The sequence below is a fragment of the Pseudomonas sp. MWU13-3659 genome, from assembly GCF_023757525.1.
Lineage (GTDB): Bacteria > Pseudomonadota > Gammaproteobacteria > Pseudomonadales > Pseudomonadaceae > Aquipseudomonas > Aquipseudomonas entomophila_E.
Genome location: NZ_JAMSHW010000003.1, coordinates 151,660 through 166,172 on the forward strand (window position 1 = coordinate 151,660; position 14,513 = coordinate 166,172).

15 protein-coding genes are annotated in these 14,513 nt (G+C 61.1%); 8 read left to right on the plus strand and 7 right to left on the minus strand.

Translation table 11 applies throughout. The annotated features are described in order from the left end of the window. Nucleotides 1-101: 101 nt before the first annotated feature. Entirely contained in the window at nucleotides 102-725 is a 624-nt protein-coding gene (locus tag NGM28_RS05700; RefSeq protein WP_240065749.1) for a LysE family translocator, read from the minus strand. Between the two features lie 135 nt (nucleotides 726-860). Here NGM28_RS05700 and NGM28_RS05705 point away from each other — a divergent pair, with 135 nt between their 5' ends. Both NGM28_RS05705 and NGM28_RS05710 read left to right on the plus strand, forming a co-directional pair. Continuing rightward, a complete protein-coding gene (locus NGM28_RS05705) occupies nucleotides 861-1,676 on the plus strand; it encodes an AraC family transcriptional regulator (protein WP_252089069.1) in 816 nt (271 codons plus the stop codon). Nucleotides 1,677-1,843: 167 nt separating this feature from the next. Further along, nucleotides 1,844-2,464 carry a LysE family translocator gene (locus tag NGM28_RS05710; protein ID WP_252089072.1) on the plus strand — a complete coding sequence of 207 codons (621 nt, stop codon included), beginning with the start codon at nucleotides 1,844-1,846 and terminating at the stop codon, nucleotides 2,462-2,464. On the opposite strand, the gene NGM28_RS05715 is transcribed toward NGM28_RS05710, so the two are convergent. Beyond that, nucleotides 2,442-3,137: a metallophosphoesterase gene (locus tag NGM28_RS05715; protein ID WP_252089074.1), complete on the minus strand. Its 696-nt coding sequence runs from the start codon at nucleotides 3,135-3,137 to the stop codon at nucleotides 2,442-2,444. The genes NGM28_RS05710 and NGM28_RS05715 overlap by 23 nt on opposite strands. Nucleotides 3,138-3,211: 74 nt before the next feature. Here NGM28_RS05715 and NGM28_RS05720 point away from each other — a divergent pair, with 74 nt between their 5' ends. Then, the gene (locus tag NGM28_RS05720) at nucleotides 3,212-3,724 is read left to right on the plus strand and encodes a DUF3016 domain-containing protein (protein ID WP_252089076.1); all 513 of its coding nucleotides are present in this window, start codon (nucleotides 3,212-3,214) and stop codon (nucleotides 3,722-3,724) included. Nucleotides 3,725-3,844: 120 nt separating this feature from the next. Continuing rightward, complete coding sequence (locus NGM28_RS05725; protein ID WP_252089078.1) at nucleotides 3,845-4,087, plus strand: hypothetical protein; 243 nt, start codon at nucleotides 3,845-3,847, stop codon at nucleotides 4,085-4,087. Nucleotides 4,088-4,091: 4 nt separating this feature from the next. Here the strand turns inward: NGM28_RS05725 and NGM28_RS05730 are convergent, their stop codons facing one another. Then, nucleotides 4,092-4,592, minus strand: a complete 501-nt coding sequence (locus tag NGM28_RS05730) for a methylated-DNA--[protein]-cysteine S-methyltransferase (protein WP_240065755.1) — start codon at nucleotides 4,590-4,592, stop codon at nucleotides 4,092-4,094. Nucleotides 4,593-4,704: 112 nt separating this feature from the next. Further along, nucleotides 4,705-5,076: a hypothetical protein gene (locus NGM28_RS05735; RefSeq protein WP_252089080.1), complete on the minus strand. Its 372-nt coding sequence runs from the start codon at nucleotides 5,074-5,076 to the stop codon at nucleotides 4,705-4,707. A 327-nt stretch (nucleotides 5,077-5,403) separates the two neighbouring features. On the opposite strand from NGM28_RS05735, the gene NGM28_RS05740 reads away from it, so the two are divergent. Both NGM28_RS05740 and NGM28_RS05745 read left to right on the plus strand, forming a co-directional pair. Next, nucleotides 5,404-5,661, plus strand: a complete 258-nt coding sequence (locus NGM28_RS05740) for a hypothetical protein (protein WP_240065757.1) — start codon at nucleotides 5,404-5,406, stop codon at nucleotides 5,659-5,661. Between the two features lie 90 nt (nucleotides 5,662-5,751). After that, nucleotides 5,752-6,078 carry a DUF2388 domain-containing protein gene (locus NGM28_RS05745; protein WP_252089081.1) on the plus strand — a complete coding sequence of 109 codons (327 nt, stop codon included), beginning with the start codon at nucleotides 5,752-5,754 and terminating at the stop codon, nucleotides 6,076-6,078. Nucleotides 6,079-6,090: 12 nt separating this feature from the next. Here NGM28_RS05745 and NGM28_RS05750 read toward each other — a convergent pair whose 3' ends face one another. Together NGM28_RS05750 and NGM28_RS05755 are read right to left on the minus strand one after the other, a co-directional pair. Further along, nucleotides 6,091-6,231, minus strand: coding sequence for a hypothetical protein (locus NGM28_RS05750; RefSeq protein WP_240065759.1), 141 nt, complete (start codon nucleotides 6,229-6,231; stop codon nucleotides 6,091-6,093). 118 nt (nucleotides 6,232-6,349) lie between these two features. Then, nucleotides 6,350-7,165 carry a beta-barrel pore-forming toxin monalysin gene (locus NGM28_RS05755; RefSeq protein ID WP_252089082.1) on the minus strand — a complete coding sequence of 272 codons (816 nt, stop codon included), beginning with the start codon at nucleotides 7,163-7,165 and terminating at the stop codon, nucleotides 6,350-6,352. Nucleotides 7,166-7,674: 509 nt separating this feature from the next. On the opposite strand from NGM28_RS05755, the gene NGM28_RS05760 reads away from it, so the two are divergent. Together NGM28_RS05760 and NGM28_RS05765 are read left to right on the plus strand one after the other, a co-directional pair. Further along, nucleotides 7,675-8,400 carry an META and DUF4377 domain-containing protein gene (locus NGM28_RS05760; protein ID WP_252089083.1) on the plus strand — a complete coding sequence of 242 codons (726 nt, stop codon included), beginning with the start codon at nucleotides 7,675-7,677 and terminating at the stop codon, nucleotides 8,398-8,400. 338 nt (nucleotides 8,401-8,738) lie between these two features. Then, on the plus strand, nucleotides 8,739-10,325 hold the full coding sequence (locus NGM28_RS05765; RefSeq protein ID WP_252089084.1) for an ABC-F family ATPase: 1,587 nt from the start codon (nucleotides 8,739-8,741) through the stop codon (nucleotides 10,323-10,325). A 141-nt stretch (nucleotides 10,326-10,466) separates the two neighbouring features. Here the strand turns inward: NGM28_RS05765 and NGM28_RS05770 are convergent, their stop codons facing one another. Continuing rightward, a complete protein-coding gene (locus NGM28_RS05770) occupies nucleotides 10,467-14,414 on the minus strand; it encodes a hypothetical protein (RefSeq protein ID WP_252089085.1) in 3,948 nt (1,315 codons plus the stop codon). Between the last annotated feature and the right edge of the window lie 99 nt (nucleotides 14,415-14,513).

Consider the following 14,513-nt stretch of genomic DNA (forward strand, 5'->3'; position numbering starts at 1 on the left):
CGCCGCGACGCGTCATAGCAGGGCTATGGCGAGGAGTGGCAACGCCGGCCGGGCGCCCAAGACGCCGCCAAAAGTGAACAGCTTGTTTCCGAGACTGGACACTAGCGACGGGCAGCCAACAGCCCCAGTCCTGCGGCGCCCAGTAGCGAAGCGCTGACCCGGTTGAACACCCGCCGCGGCCCTGGGCGCTCGAACCAGCGCTGCAGGTAGGCCCCCAGCCCGGCGTAGATTGCAATGGCCGCCCACTCCAGCAACAGGAACAGCACGCCCAACTGCAGGAACTGCTCGCTGACCGGGGTGCTGCCCCCCACGCTGACGAACTGTGGCAGGAAGGCGGTGAAAATCAGGATCGCCTTCGGGTTGCCGGCCGCCACCCAGAACTCCTGGCGCGCCAGCTTCCATGTGCCGCGTGGCTGCTCCCCCGTCAACTCTGCCTCGCCCACCGGCGCCCGCCACAGCTGCCAGGCGATGTAGAACAGGTAGCCCGCGCCCAGCACCTTGACCGCCAGGAACAGGTACTCGCTGGTATGCAACACCACCGCCAGGCCCATGGCGGCCAGGGCGATCATGCCGCTGAACGCCAACAGGCGCCCGCCACCGGCCACGCAGGCGGTGCGCAGGCCATAACGGCTGGCGTTGTGCAGCGACAGCAGGTTGTTCGGCCCCGGGGCCATGTTCAGGGCAAAGCAGGCAGGGATGAACAGCAACAGGCTCGACAGGTCCATTCTTCTTCTCCTTCCAGGACCACCGCAGCGTCGCGCCCGTCCAGTGCTTGCGTCAAGCACAGTCGCCCGGCGAATGACCGCAACAGTCGCCAGCGATTACACTGCTGCCGTCTCCGGATACCCCTGGCCCCTGCCATGCCTTCTTCGAGCAGTGAAATCTGGCACGACCCGGCCCTGCCCCATGTCGAGAGCCGACGCGCCTGCCACAGCCGCGCCTGCTACAAGGCCCACAGCCATCCGACCTTTTCCATCGGCGCGGTGGATGCTGGTTTCAGCCGTTTTACCGGCGCGGGCGAAGGTAAAGTGCGCCTTAAGCCCGGCACCTTGGTATTTGTTCCTGTGCAGCGGGTGCATGCTTGCAATCCAGAATCAGGCCAGGCCTGGAGCTACCAGATGCTGCACCTGGACGCCGACTGGCTGCGCGGCCTGCGCCTGGAGTCGGGGATCATCGCTGGCGAGCCTGGGGCACCGGCGCGGATCAGTCGTTCGAAGGCGCTGTATCGGCAGTTCTGCGCGCTCAATGCACTGCTGTTTTCACCCGCCACGCCAATCGAGAAGGACGCGGCGTTGGTGACGTTCATCGGCGACCACGATTTCTCCGGGCATCCTGCTCTACAGCCAGCCCCGCCGCTACCGCCCTCGATCCTGCAGGAACTGGTCGCGCGCGTCGATGACAACGACCTGGCGACATTGAGCCTTGACCGCCTGGCACAACAGGCGCAGCTGGGGCGTTATCAACTGATCCGCGCATTCAACGCTGCCACCGGCATGACACCCCACGCCTATCTGCTCAATACCCGGGTGAACAAGGCGCGCCAGCTGTTGCGCCAGGGGCATGGGTTGGCGGAGGTCGCCTACCGGCTGGGCTTCGCTGACCAGAGTCATTTCCAAAGGGTGTTCAAGGCCCACGCGGGTGTGACGCCCGGCACCTACCGGCGCGCCCTGATGTAGGAGCCGGCTTGCCGGCGAACGCAAGGCGCAGCCTTGCCTGCCACCCCCTGCTATGTCCTTCGCCAGCAAGCTGGCTCCTACAGGGCGCGGGCGGGTGCAATTTTCTTCAATACCCCGTGAAAGGCTATCGACAGACTACGGTTTTCCCCACGCACGAAAACCGCCCTATGGAACAGTTCCTGCTCATCGCCACCGCCCACTTCCTCGCCCTGCTCTCCCCCGGCCCGGACTTTTTCCTGGTCGCCCGCACTTCGGTCAACGCCGGCTGGCGCGTGGCCAGCGGTACCTGCCTGGGCATCGCCCTGGCCAATGGCCTGTTCATCTGCATCGCCTTCACCGGGGTGTCCATCCTGCACGACGGCAGCGTGCTGTTCATGGCCCTGCAACTGGCAGGCTGCGGTTATTTGCTCTACATCGGGCAGCTGTTCCTGAGGCATGCCGGGCATGGCAGCCTGGCCGGTGCGCAAAGCACTGGCGCGGGATCACCCGGTGATTGGCTTGCCAGCCTGGGCATGGGCTTCGCCTCGGGCATTCTCAACCCGAAGAACGCGCTGTTCTATGCCAGCCTGGCAAGCCTGGTCGCCAGCGAAGGGGCCTGGATAAAGGCTGGCTACGGTCTCTGGATGTTCAGCATCGTCCTGGCCTGGGATCTGCTGGTCGCCCTGGCCATCGGCAACCCGCGGGTACTGCAGCGGTTTGCCCGGTTGCTGCCGTGGCTGGAACGGGCTTCAGGGGTGATGCTGATCCTGCTGGCAGGTGGCGTGCTCATTCACTTGGCATGGGGTTGATCAGTGACAGCGATGCGAGGTCGAGCAAGCTGAAGTGGCCGCTGCCCCAACCACCGGTATCGAGGTGCCAGACATTACCGAGCACTTTCATCCTGAGCAACGGCGTATGCCCAACCACCAAGGCACGCAGGCCTTCGACCCGATGTTCGTCGCCTTCCCTCAGGCGCCGTCGCGACCATTGGCAGATTTCCCGCACCTCAGGGTCGTCTTCGTTCTGCAGGCTCTCCCTGAGCGCCGCCCAATCACTGAACGGGCTGTCCGCATGCAGCAGGCCGACCGGCCCGTAGAAGGTTTCGACTTCCAGCGCGATGGGCATCGTCAGGAAAGCTTCCACGAAAGGCTCCTGCTCATGCTCCGGCAGGTCGATGAACCAACCGCCCCCCGCCGCACGGTACATGTCCAGGTCAACCCGCCCGCCGCACAGGTGATTGATCGCCAGTGTCTCGTGGTTGCCTTGCACCGCATGGAACCAAGGCTCGGCCAGCCATTCCAGGGCTTTCTCGCTGTCCGGCCCACGGTCGACCAGGTCGCCCACGCTGAACAGGCGATCGACCCGCGGATCGAAACCCACGTCCTCCAGGCAGGCTTGCAAGCGCTGGAAATGCCCGTGGATATCCCCCACGGCCAGGTCGCGCCCGCGGGTGTTGGCGGCTATCCGCCGATAACGGTTCATTGCATCATCCTCTGCGGCGTCCCCGGCACAGGCGTAAAATGGGCAGGCAGACCATCCACACCCTGAGGTGCAGCATGCGTACCCCCCTGGCCTGTGCCGTACTGATGGTGCTGGCATTTGACAGCATGGCACAGGGCACCCCGGCCGCACAGGTCGAGGTGCAATTCGAACACCCGGAACACTTCCGCGATGCCAGCCTCGACAGCGCAGGCTACGAGCGAGGCGCCGAGACGCAGGTGATGCAGGCCCTCACCGCGCACTTGCAGAAGCTCGGCCAACGCTACCTGAAACCCGGCCAGCAACTGGTCATCGATATCCGCGACATCGACCTGGCGGGGCGTTTCGAGCCCTGGCACAGCCAGGCCTACGAGGTGCGCTTCATGCGCGACATCACCTGGCCCAGCATCGACCTGGTCTATACCCTGACCCAACCCGGCCACCCCGCCGTTCAGGCGCAGGAACACCTGAGCGACAAGATGTACCTCAGCCGCCCCGGCCGCCAGGCCAGCGGTGATCGCCTGTTCGCCGAGAAGGCCATGCTCAGCGACTGGTTCCGCCAGCGCTTCGCCCAGTTGCCACCGTCTTGAATGTCACTCGCATGCGGCCCATCGTTGTCTGCGCCGATGAAATCACGCCTTATGGCTGGTGAGGGCGAACGGCTCGATTGTATGCTTCGTGCACGAACCTTCGCCAAGGATGGAGGCGACATGAAGTACCTGATGCTGGCCCTGGGCAGCTATGCCTCCAGCTACTACCTGGTGGGGCTGCTGATCCGCGGGCGCCTGGCGGACATCGTCGAAGGCCTGCGCCATCGCCCTGAAGGCCCGCCTCCTGGCCAGTATCTGCATGATGTCCAGGCCCACGCCCGCCGCGCCCATCGCCACTACGGCCTGTTCGCGGGGACGCTGCTTGCCGTCGTGCTGGGGTTGCTCTGCGCCTGGCTCGGTTGAACCTTCAGAAATCCAGCGCCAGGCTCTGCCGCCCCTCCAGCGCCAGCAGAAACTGCTTGGCCGGCAACCCGCCCGCGAAGCCGGTGAGGCTGCCGGACGCGCCGATCACCCGGTGGCACGGGGCGATGATCGAGATCGGGTTGCGCCCGTTGGCCGCGCCAACCGCCCGCACCGCGTCGGGGTTGCCGATCTGCCGGGCGATGTCGCTGTAGCTGCGGGTCTCACCGAAGGGGATGGTCAGCAGCGCCGCCCAGACCTGGCGCTGGAATTCGGTGCCGGCAAAATCCAGGTCCAGCTCGAAGTGCTGCCGCGTGCCAGCGAAGTACTCGCCCAGCTGGCGGGCGGTTTCGCGCAGCACGGGGTGATGATCATCACGGTGCAACTCACCCAGCCGCACGCGGTTTTCGCGCTCGTGCTCCCAGAGCACGGCAGCCAGGCATTCGCCACGCGCCACCAGGGTCAGGGTGCCGACGGGAGAAGTTTGCAGCGTGAAGGCATTCGACATGGCGGGCTCCTGCCGTTGAAAACGATGGCCCACTCTACGCATCCGCTGACGGCCGTGCATCCGCTTTCTTGCCGGCCTGGGCCGCACGCCGGCCCAGGCACCCTGGCGTGGGCTAGGCCCGTGAACACATCAGCGCGGCGTCGAGCAGGCGCCCCTTGTCGTACCAGGCATCACGCTGATAGGCGAGGAACTTGTATTGCCCCCCTTCATTGCGCATCTCGACCAGGCCAGAAGCCTTTTGGGGGTCGGTACTGTCAACGAACAGCTCGACCGCATTGTTGCTTTGCAACATGTATGTCTTCGTGCCGCTTTGAAGTTCACCTTGCACACAGCCCAGGTATTGCGGCGGGTTCTTTGCCGTCATGCCGGACGTATAGTCATGCCCCGCGCGAACATCCGTGTTGTTCGCACAACCGCCTAGCAACAGGCTGGCCAGCGCCAGCACCGTGAAAGTCGTCTTCGACCGCTTGATTGAGCATTTCATGCAACACCTTCCGATCCCCCACCGAGAAACGTTGGAAAGCTGTGGACCGGCCCTTTTTAGTTATGAAATCGCGCTACACACCCAGATGCTACGCTAGCTAACTATTTTAGCCGCGCCTGGTCGACACGCTATGCGGGTTCGCTATAGCCATCGAGTGGCTTGATGGGTTCGAAGGCATGGCAGCGACTGTCAAGCCCGCGTGTCTGCCCCTTCGTCCACATGCGCCGGACCGCTGGTCCGCCATGCCACTCGGGATAGCGAAACAGGCGTCTACTGAGGGGCAGTCCCTGTGACACGACCAAGAAGACACCCCCGAGGTGCACGCCCATGAAACACCTCCATAAGTTGGTACAGCAACGTCGTCGACAATTGCATGTCCATATGTCGCCCAGCGGATTGCAATCGGCCCCAGACGAAGGCTGGGCCATGTCGGCACGCAGTGCCCCGGCGCAGGAAGGTCGCAAGGTCATGGATGGAAAACGTGCACGTGCAGCGCTCGACCCTCGATTGAACGTCAGGGACAGCCTGCACACCGCGACAATAGCCACTCGGAAGGTAAAAGGCACGGCCGCGGTACAAACCTGAACAGGGTGCCGGCAGATACTTTGTTGTCAGCAAGTACCCCAGGCTTGCTATCGTAGCGCCCCTGACCCTGGCAGCACGGAAGCAGCACGCATGGCGATATGGAAAACCCTGGTCATTGCCTTCCTGGCAATGATCAGCGAACACGGTTTTGCGGATGAAAAAAAGGGCACATACGAAGGGGTCATGTTGCTGATCACAATTCTCCCTTTCACACCCTTCACAGCCACCACCGGACTTTCCGAAATGGCGAAGGACAACTTCAAGCCCGCAAAGGCCGATGCGCTCACCTTCATTGGCTCAGCAGGCGAGATCCGAGGGGCGCAGTTCGAGCAGGCTGTTCGCTACTATCACGCAGCCTACGACCCTGCGCCCCTGACGGATGATCAACTGGCCCTCGCGATAGCGACGGCATTCTGAGCCCTTTCGGGGTCAGTACCGACGGTAATCCTGGCCACGATGATCGCCATCGTAGTAATGCCGGTGATGCCCGCCATCGTGCCAGTAAGGCCAGCAGCCACTGAGCAGCAACACACCACACACCACCACGGCCCACGCGGTCGTTCGTTTCATCTGAATACCTCCTGCCTGACAAAGTCAGGCCTTGCTCAGGTTTGACCCCGCGCAGACAGGAGGTTCAGGCATGGCCTACGCTTTCATGAAGCGCTTCATGAAAAGCGATGGACCAGGCTCAATAACGGCGATGAGGATCGTTGTAGGCACTCCAGTCGAACCTGAAGTGCCCGCTGTTACTGCCTGGGTTGTAGTTTTCCATCAGCACGTTGCGTTGCACCGTATCCCAGTCCAGCGGCGTGACGGCATTGCTCGACGGAACGATGACCCGCTTGCGCTGGGTAATGGCCGACAAGTAGTACAAGTCCACCCGCGAGTCCACTCCCTGGGTTTTGCTGTAGGCGAAGGCATTCGCATTCTGCCGCCCTGCCGAGGTGGCGTTGTGCGCATACACCAGCACGACCTGGTAAATGACGAACGTCCCTGGCCCCTTCATCTCGGTGGTATCGGTAAAGGTCTGCGTGGTGGACCAGGACTCGCTGCGGGTAAACCCGGTGGAAATCTCCGACCCCACGTTGACGATATCGATATTGGCGCCAACGCTGTACTTGGCGTTGACAGTGGTCTCGAAGGACCGGGTATGACCCTTGGTCAACTGATAGCTGAGGGTGGTCGTCACATTCTGTGGAATGGAGATGGTATCCACATACTGTAGGTAGGCAAACACCGGGCGGGTATAGGTCCCCCAGTTCTGCTTGCCGATGTAGATATCGCCATAGACGGTGATACCGTCCACCCAGCAACCTTGCTTGGGTGAACTGTAGTCCAGCAGATAGCCATCGATTGCAAAGTCACCCTTCTTGGTCGGGTACTGGTCGAAGCTGCCAGACAGGTTGGAAGTCAACGCGGCGCGCGCACTTACAGCCCCCTTGCTCACCTCGTCAAGTTCGATCGAATGGCTTTGAGGCTGGCCCAGCTCTTCCTTGATCGTCATCGTCCTTCCCTCATTGAATGGGTTCAAAGTGCCAAATGGCGCTGCGAAGTATCGAAGGTTGCACAGGATGCTCAAGGCCGATTTACCGCGTCGCCGGAGCAGTGATTGGCGCCAACGCGCGTAAGTGCACGGCCCGTCCTCATTTGATTCAACGACTTGCAACGTGCGCTTGAGGCCCATCCTGTAAAATTTGGCAACACTCCCAGGTGGTCAGATTGCCAGGTCGCTGAAACTGAACGTAACAGATGCTGTCTGTTTGCCATCGGTAACGGCTGAGGTCGCCCGGCTCGACGTGCAGGCTGGGTAGGATCCTCGTCAAGGGCCCCTTCCATAACGGCCTCGATTTCCCGGTCTACCCGCGCGCGCCCCCTCTGCGCAGAGGGCGCCGCCACCACTCATCAAGGCTGAAAGAGCGAACCATGAAACACAACATTCTCCTTGTTGCCGTCTGTGCAGCCCTGCTTCAAGCGTGCACCCCGGCTTCCACTTTCGATGAAGGGTCGCCTTCCATGCCCGCCACCTCCTCGTCTGTCGCAGCCCAGCCAGCACTCTCGGCCTACTACTGGAACCTGGTAGCGGCCAGTGATGCTTCCGGCAATCCCATCGCCGGCCTGGACAAAGGCATCAAACGCAAGCTTCGGCTGAACTTTTTCGACAAGAAACTGAACATCAGCGGCGGCTGCAATACTCAGTTCGGCGGCTACAGCTATCAGGACGGAGTACTGAAGGTGCAGCCACTCGCCTCGACCCTGATGGCCTGCGACAAACGCCTGATGGACCAGGATGCCCAGGTCGGCCGTCTGTTCAAGGGCGACCTGCGCACGGTCATCACCACGACCGGCCCGGAGCCGGTGCTGCAGCTGACTACCCAGGACGGCTCGGTGCTGAAGTTCCAGGGTGAAGCCACCCCAGAGACCCGCTACGGCAGCAAGGGCGAGGTCAAGTTCCTGGAGGTGGCCGCCAAGCCCGTCAAATGCAGCCACCCGCTGATCCCGAACTACCAGTGCCTGCAAGTGCGCGAGCGCCGTTATGACGACGCCGGCCTGCAATTGCCTACCCAGGACACCTGGCATCCGCTGTACCAGTCCATCGAGGGCTATGAGCACCATGACGGCGTGCGCACCGTGCTGCGGGTGAAGCAATACGAATGGAAGAACCCACCCGCCGACGCGCCATCGCACGTCTATGTGCTGGACCTGGTGGTCGAGCAGGACGCTTCGGGCAAGGGCAAATAAGCGCACCGTTGGTTGCAGGCCGATAGCAATCTGCCTGCAACCTGATAAACATCCCGAGCAGTCATCCGGTCTGCGCAAGTGGTCGATGCCTGTGATGAAAGCGCATGGGATCAGCCGTCAGTCCCCATACAACTGTCCTCGTACCTATGCGACAATGCGCGCAATGTTCGGCCTCAACCCCCGCATTTTTCGCCCAACAGCTCGGGCACTGCGTGCAAGTGCGCTCATCGGCGTATGCACGCTGGAACAACTCGTCCAACGACTGGCAGGAGCACGAAACGCTCCAGATTGGTCCGTAGCTGCTAAGACGCCACGTAAGTTATTGATAGGTAAGCGCATTGATCTCCACTGCTAATATCACGATGCAGTTCGGCTCCAAGCCGCTGTTCGAGAACGTCTCGGTCAAATTCAACAACGGCAACCGCTACGGCCTGATCGGCGCCAACGGCTGCGGCAAGTCGACCTTCATGAAGATCCTCGGCGGCGACCTTGAGCCGTCCGGCGGCCAGGTGATGCTCGAGCCGAACACCCGCCTTGGCAAGCTGCGCCAGGATCAGTTCGCCTACGAAGAGTTCACCGTGATCGACACCGTGATCATGGGCCACGAGCAGTTGTGGAAGGTCAAGGCCGAGCGCGACCGCATCTACTCGCTGCCGGAAATGACCGAGGAAGACGGCATGGCCGTCGCCGAGCTGGAAACCGAGTTCGCCGAGATGGACGGCTACACCGCCGAATCCCGCGCCGGTGAACTGCTGCTGGGCCTGGGCATTCCGCTGGAACAGCACTTCGGCCCGATGAGCGAAGTGGCCCCGGGCTGGAAACTGCGCGTGCTGCTGGCCCAGGCGTTGTTCTCCGATCCGGACGTGCTGCTGCTCGACGAGCCGACCAACCACCTGGACATCAACACCATCCGCTGGCTGGAAACGATCCTCACGGCGCGTAACAGCACCATGATCATCATTTCCCACGACCGTCACTTCCTCAACAGCGTCTGCACCCACATGGCCGACCTGGACTACGGTGAGCTGCGCCTGTTCCCGGGCAACTACGACGAGTACATGACCGCCGCGACCCAGTCCCGCGAGCAGCTGCTGTCGGACAACGCCAAGAAGAAAGCCCAGATCGCCGAGCTGCAGACCTTCGTCAGCCGCTTCTCGGCCAACGCCTCCAAGGCCAAGCAGGCCACCTCCCGGGCCAAGCAGATCGACAAGATCCAGCTGGCCGAGGTCAAGCCGTCGAGCCGGGTCAGCCCGTTCATCCGCTTCGAGCAGACCAAGAAACTGCACCGCCAGGCGGTGATCGTCGACAAGATGGCCAAGGCCTTCGACGACAAGGTGCTGTTCAAGGACTTCAGCTTCACCATCGAAGCCGGCGAGCGCGTCGCCATCATCGGCCCCAACGGCATCGGCAAGACCACCCTGCTGCGCACCCTGGTCGGTGAGATGACCCCGGACAAGGGCGAAGTGAAGTGGACCGACAGCGCCGAAGTGGGCTACTACGCCCAGGACCACGCCCACGACTTCGAGGACGACGTCACCCTGTTCGACTGGATGGGCCAGTGGACCAGCGGCGAGCAGGTGATCCGCGGCACCCTCGGGCGCATGCTGTTCTCCAACGACGAGATCCTCAAGTCGGTGAAGGTGATTTCCGGTGGCGAGCAAGGCCGCATGCTGTTCGGCAAGCTGATCCTGCAGAAGCCCAACGTGCTGGTGATGGACGAACCGACCAACCACCTGGACATGGAGTCGATCGAGGCGCTGAACCTGGCGCTGGAGAACTACCCGGGCACCCTGCTGTTCGTCAGCCATGACCGGGAGTTCGTGTCGTCGCTGGCCACCCGCATCATCGAGCTGACGCCTGATGGGGTGGTGGACTTCAGCGGGACATATGACGACTACCTGCGTAGTCAGGGTGTGGTGGTCTGACACTACGCCCACGCTGTAGCGCAGGGAACACAATCCTCTGTAGGAGCGGCTTCAGCCGCGATGCGGGCACCCCGGTGTCTGGCACCCGCTTCGCGGGTGATCGCGGCTAAAGCCGCTCCTACAGAACGTCACCCGGTCATGTCACTCCTCGGGCGCTGTATCGAGCAGACTGTCGTCACCTTGCGGGGTATCTCTATCGGTTCGAAGTCCAGTGTGGCTACCACGCTCACACGACTCACTCGGTTCAGTCCCGGTACCAACATAGACATAACGAGATACGCTATAAACACCACCATCACCCACATGAAAATCCAATCCAACCGTCCCGATACCTGCCTGCCAATGCAGCTCCCAAGCACGTGACTGGTCAAATATTCGCCTTGAATCGAAAGGGGGCACGCCTCGCAGGCTCACTTCCGTGCCATTTCTGTTGAATCTCACATGCACATCCAGCCCCGCCTCATAAATAGGGCTATTTTCTGCTGCCACTATGCTTGCCCCCCCTTTGGAAGAAACTGGAACCGTTATTCTATCGGGGATGACGTTCACCTCATGGAAGAGATACGTCGAAAGCACTATCGCCTTCTCCCAGCGGGCCGGGTGGGTAAAGCCTTCGGCGTAAACCTCAAGCCCAAAAAGCCCACTTTTATCAGCCGGTCCTGTAAGCGTCCAACTCAGTGAGTCAACAGGCTTGACGTTGTTCTCGCCATAGGATGGATTCGCGGGCACTTGCGACTGTTCCAACCCCCCCTTCTTCAAGAACATCAACCGCGCGGTCATGTTGCCGTTCAAAGGACTGCCTTCTTTGAGCCGGAGTACCACCTTCGCCTCCTTCTCCCGCCACAACACTGGCTTCTCTTGCTCTAATTTTCCACCGAGCGTCATTTCAACCTCATCCCCCAGTTTCGAAGACAACAACATCGCCTCGCCGAGGTCCAGTGGTGGAAAACCCGGAAAATTAAAGTTCAAGCCAAACGTGCCACTGACCTCCTGACCGGTCAACGTCCACTCCAACCCGCCCGGGTTCATTGGAGGTCGGTCGGTGTATGGCGGAGACGCCGGCACCTGGCCCGCTTTCAAGCTACCGTTTTCTTCGAAGGATATCCCGCATCGGTCGGTCATCTGCGCCAACGGACTGCCGGCCTTGGGCACGACCTTTATCTTGTGGCCCTGTTTTCGACGCAGCACCAATGGCGGCTTGATGGCAGCATTGTCAAACTTCACATCCACCTCATCGCTGAGCTGCTCCGACAGCAACCTCACCAACTCGATTTTCCGGGGTGTCGCAAACCCCTCCACCAGAATGTCCAGCGCACAAGTACCACTGAGGTCCTTGCCTTCCAGGGTCCAGCTCAAACCGGTTGGGGTCACGGTACGTTTGTCCTCGTAACCCGGTGTGGCGGTCACCTTGTCCTTGGAGAGGCTTCCGGGGGTGAATTCAATCCAGCCCTTGAGCCCCGTACGCCCTATCGGCGTATGCCTGGTGTCTCTGGGGACCATCTTGAGGGTATGGCGTTTCTTGCGCCGCAGAACAGCCCCCTCGGCGCCCAACTCGATATCGTCGAGGTACACCCGGACGTCGTTTCGGAGATGGCTCGACATCAAGTAGCCCTTCTCCATATTCAAGACCGTCGAGAAGTTGGATACAGTCACATGCAAGCCGAATTCGCCGCGGGCATCGTTCGGTCCGATCGTCCAGGTGAAACCTTCGCTTGTCAGGGGCGGGCTCGCCTTTTCGTAAGCCAGATTTTTGGGGGTCAGCTGTGCGGCAGTCAGCTGATCCTCGCGTTGCTCGAAGTGCAGCGTGGCGGCAAGATTGGCCAGCGCCAGCGGGCTGCCGTCCTTCGGCACGATACGCACTGTCTTCTCCACGCCTGCCTGGAAGATGGGCGCCACGTCTGGCGCGCTGAGTGCGATCTCCAGGTCTGCTTCATCGTTCAGATCCTCCGACAACAAGATCGCATCCGCCAGTTTCAGCGGGGCCCCGAACCCCTTCTTCACATCAATGTCCAAACTAAAAGTGCCGCTGACCTCCTCCCCTGTCAAAATCCAATCCAGGCCGCCCACTTCCAAATTTCGCTCATCGCCATAAGGCGTGGATGTGGCCACACTGTCTTGCTCCAACGACCCCTTGCGAAAGGACATGCTGCAAAGGTAACCCTTCAGCCCCAATGGGCTCCCAGCCTTGGGCACGATGCTGACGGTACGAGGAACCTTGCGACGCAGCATCAGCGTGGAGCCTGCTTCACCGTCGATTTTGACCTCTGCTTCGTCACTCAAGGTTTCCGAAAGCACCAATACATTCTCCAGTACCACCGACGTCGCGAAACCTTCGACCTTGATCTCCAAGTTACACGTACCGCTGATCTCCTGCCCTGTCAGTGTCCAGCCCAGGCCCTCTTCACTGATGGTTTGCCAAGCCTTATACGGCGGGACGGCGACCAAGTCGGCTTCGGTGAGGCTTCCGTGGGTAAAGTTGAGCTGGCCGCGCAGCCCTGTTTTCCCCAGCGGGCTGTTCTTGCTTTCTCTTGGTACCAGCGTGACTACATGCTGCTTTTTCCGGCGCAGAACCAATGGCTGGTTGCTTAACTCCAGACCATCGACGAACACTTTCGCTTCGTTCCCTAGACCACTCGACATCATGAACGCCTCCCGCACTTCGAGAGGGTACTTGAAACCGGGCATCTCGATTTCCAGGCCGAACCGACCACCGATACCACTACCACTGGCCTTGAGACTCCAGGCAACCCCTGGTTCTCCGACGACCTCGCTGGGTTCACCGTACCTTGGCGTTGCAGGCACCTGCCCTGACGTCAGGTCATCGTCTTCGAGCGAAACAAACTTCAACGTGGCGCGCAGTGCCATAACGCCCAACGGGCTGCCTGGTTTCGGTGTTATCCACACCGCCTTGGGTACACCACGTTGGAAAATCGGTGGTAACCCAGGCACATAAGGGTCGTACGACAGGTCGGCTTCAAATGCCAGGTTGGCCGACATCTGTACCCCACTCAGCAGAAATGCCACATCAAGCCCAGGAACCGTCGCCTCCAGATTGAACACTCCACTTTCGGCGCCACCAGTAATCTCCCAGCTGATCCCGGACTTGGACATCGTCTGCGCGGCCTTGGGGGTGAAATCAATGCCCAGTTGCTTACTCCCCTCCAACCAGCGCAACGTGATCGGCTGGTCGATGAAGTAGCTATCGTCACGTTTGGGCTTCAGAACCAGCTTGTAGCGGCCGCCCCGGGTCAAGCGCATGCCCTGCGGCGTTGGCTCGATGGGCTTGCCATCCATTTCCTGGATTTCCATCGTCAGCTCGTCAGGCCAGGGATTGCCATAGAACGCCGGCAGCGTTTGCGCTTTCACGCTTGCCTGCTCCAGTTCGTCTGTGCACGTTGCGCTGAGTGTCACGCGGTTGCCGTCGTCCAGGTCCCCCCTCGCAACGGTGTACGTCAACTTTGACTGCCCACGCCCGTCAGTCCTGAGGCGTTTATACTCCCTGCCGTTGAGCTGCCACACCACTTCCACACCCTGCATGGCGTGAGCCTTGAAAAAGGGGTTCGTCACCGTCGCGGTGAGGGTGGTACTGATCTCCTCTTCGGAAATGGGCACGACGCCATCCCATGCCAGTTCGGTGACGCTGTAGTGAAAATGCCCCAGCTGTGCCTTGATCTCGTACTTGGGCGCCTGCCAGTAACTGCCCAGGCCCAGCGTTACGTCACCGGACAGCATGTCATCGGTAATCGCCGCATCCAGCTGCCAGTCTGCACCGCTGGCGGACAAGATCTGGTAGCGGTCTGTCTCGTCGCCATTGTCCATGTGCAAAGGGGGTTCAGTACTCAAGCCGTGTCTGCCTGGCAAACCTTCGTTGCTGGTCATCCAGAGCAGACTGAGCGGTTGCCCAGCCCAGCTACTGCCATCGGGTGCCTTGACCTCCAGGCGATGTTCGGCACCGTGGCACAGCAGGAAGGGCGGCCTATCCTGGAGAATCTCTTTCTCCGGTGAACGCACGACCAGACGCAAAGGCGAAGCAGCCGCCCTGGGGGCTGGGGACGGAGCTGGCGCTTGAGGGGCTTCACGTTTGGTCATGACGATCTCCGGCGTGCGTCTGCACATTCTTCCGAAGACACTAATAGGCTTGTCTTGCAGGCGAAACTGACAAAAATGCTAGGGACGTAGCCCATGACG

Excerpts from the sequence above, each read along its gene's own strand:
- NGM28_RS05760 (WP_252089083.1), top strand. The coding sequence starts at position 7,675 with ATGCCCGCCACCTCCTCGTCTGTCGCAGCCCAGCCAGCACTCTCGGCC.
- NGM28_RS05730 (WP_240065755.1), bottom strand. The coding sequence starts at position 4,592 with ATGTCGAATGCCTTCACGCTGCAAACTTCTCCCGTCGGCACCCTGACC.
- NGM28_RS05745 (WP_252089081.1), top strand. The coding sequence starts at position 5,752 with ATGGCGATATGGAAAACCCTGGTCATTGCCTTCCTGGCAATGATCAGC.
- NGM28_RS05720 (WP_252089076.1), top strand. The coding sequence starts at position 3,212 with ATGCGTACCCCCCTGGCCTGTGCCGTACTGATGGTGCTGGCATTTGAC.
- NGM28_RS05705 (WP_252089069.1), top strand. The coding sequence starts at position 861 with ATGCCTTCTTCGAGCAGTGAAATCTGGCACGACCCGGCCCTGCCCCAT.
- NGM28_RS05700 (WP_240065749.1), bottom strand. The coding sequence starts at position 725 with ATGGACCTGTCGAGCCTGTTGCTGTTCATCCCTGCCTGCTTTGCCCTG.
- NGM28_RS05755 (WP_252089082.1), bottom strand. The coding sequence starts at position 7,165 with ATGACGATCAAGGAAGAGCTGGGCCAGCCTCAAAGCCATTCGATCGAA.
- NGM28_RS05750 (WP_240065759.1), bottom strand. The coding sequence starts at position 6,231 with ATGAAACGAACGACCGCGTGGGCCGTGGTGGTGTGTGGTGTGTTGCTG.
- NGM28_RS05710 (WP_252089072.1), top strand. The coding sequence starts at position 1,844 with ATGGAACAGTTCCTGCTCATCGCCACCGCCCACTTCCTCGCCCTGCTC.
- NGM28_RS05740 (WP_240065757.1), top strand. The coding sequence starts at position 5,404 with ATGAAACACCTCCATAAGTTGGTACAGCAACGTCGTCGACAATTGCAT.
- NGM28_RS05770 (WP_252089085.1), bottom strand. The coding sequence starts at position 14,414 with ATGACCAAACGTGAAGCCCCTCAAGCGCCAGCTCCGTCCCCAGCCCCC.
- NGM28_RS05725 (WP_252089078.1), top strand. The coding sequence starts at position 3,845 with ATGAAGTACCTGATGCTGGCCCTGGGCAGCTATGCCTCCAGCTACTAC.
- NGM28_RS05735 (WP_252089080.1), bottom strand. The coding sequence starts at position 5,076 with ATGAAATGCTCAATCAAGCGGTCGAAGACGACTTTCACGGTGCTGGCG.
- NGM28_RS05715 (WP_252089074.1), bottom strand. The coding sequence starts at position 3,137 with ATGAACCGTTATCGGCGGATAGCCGCCAACACCCGCGGGCGCGACCTG.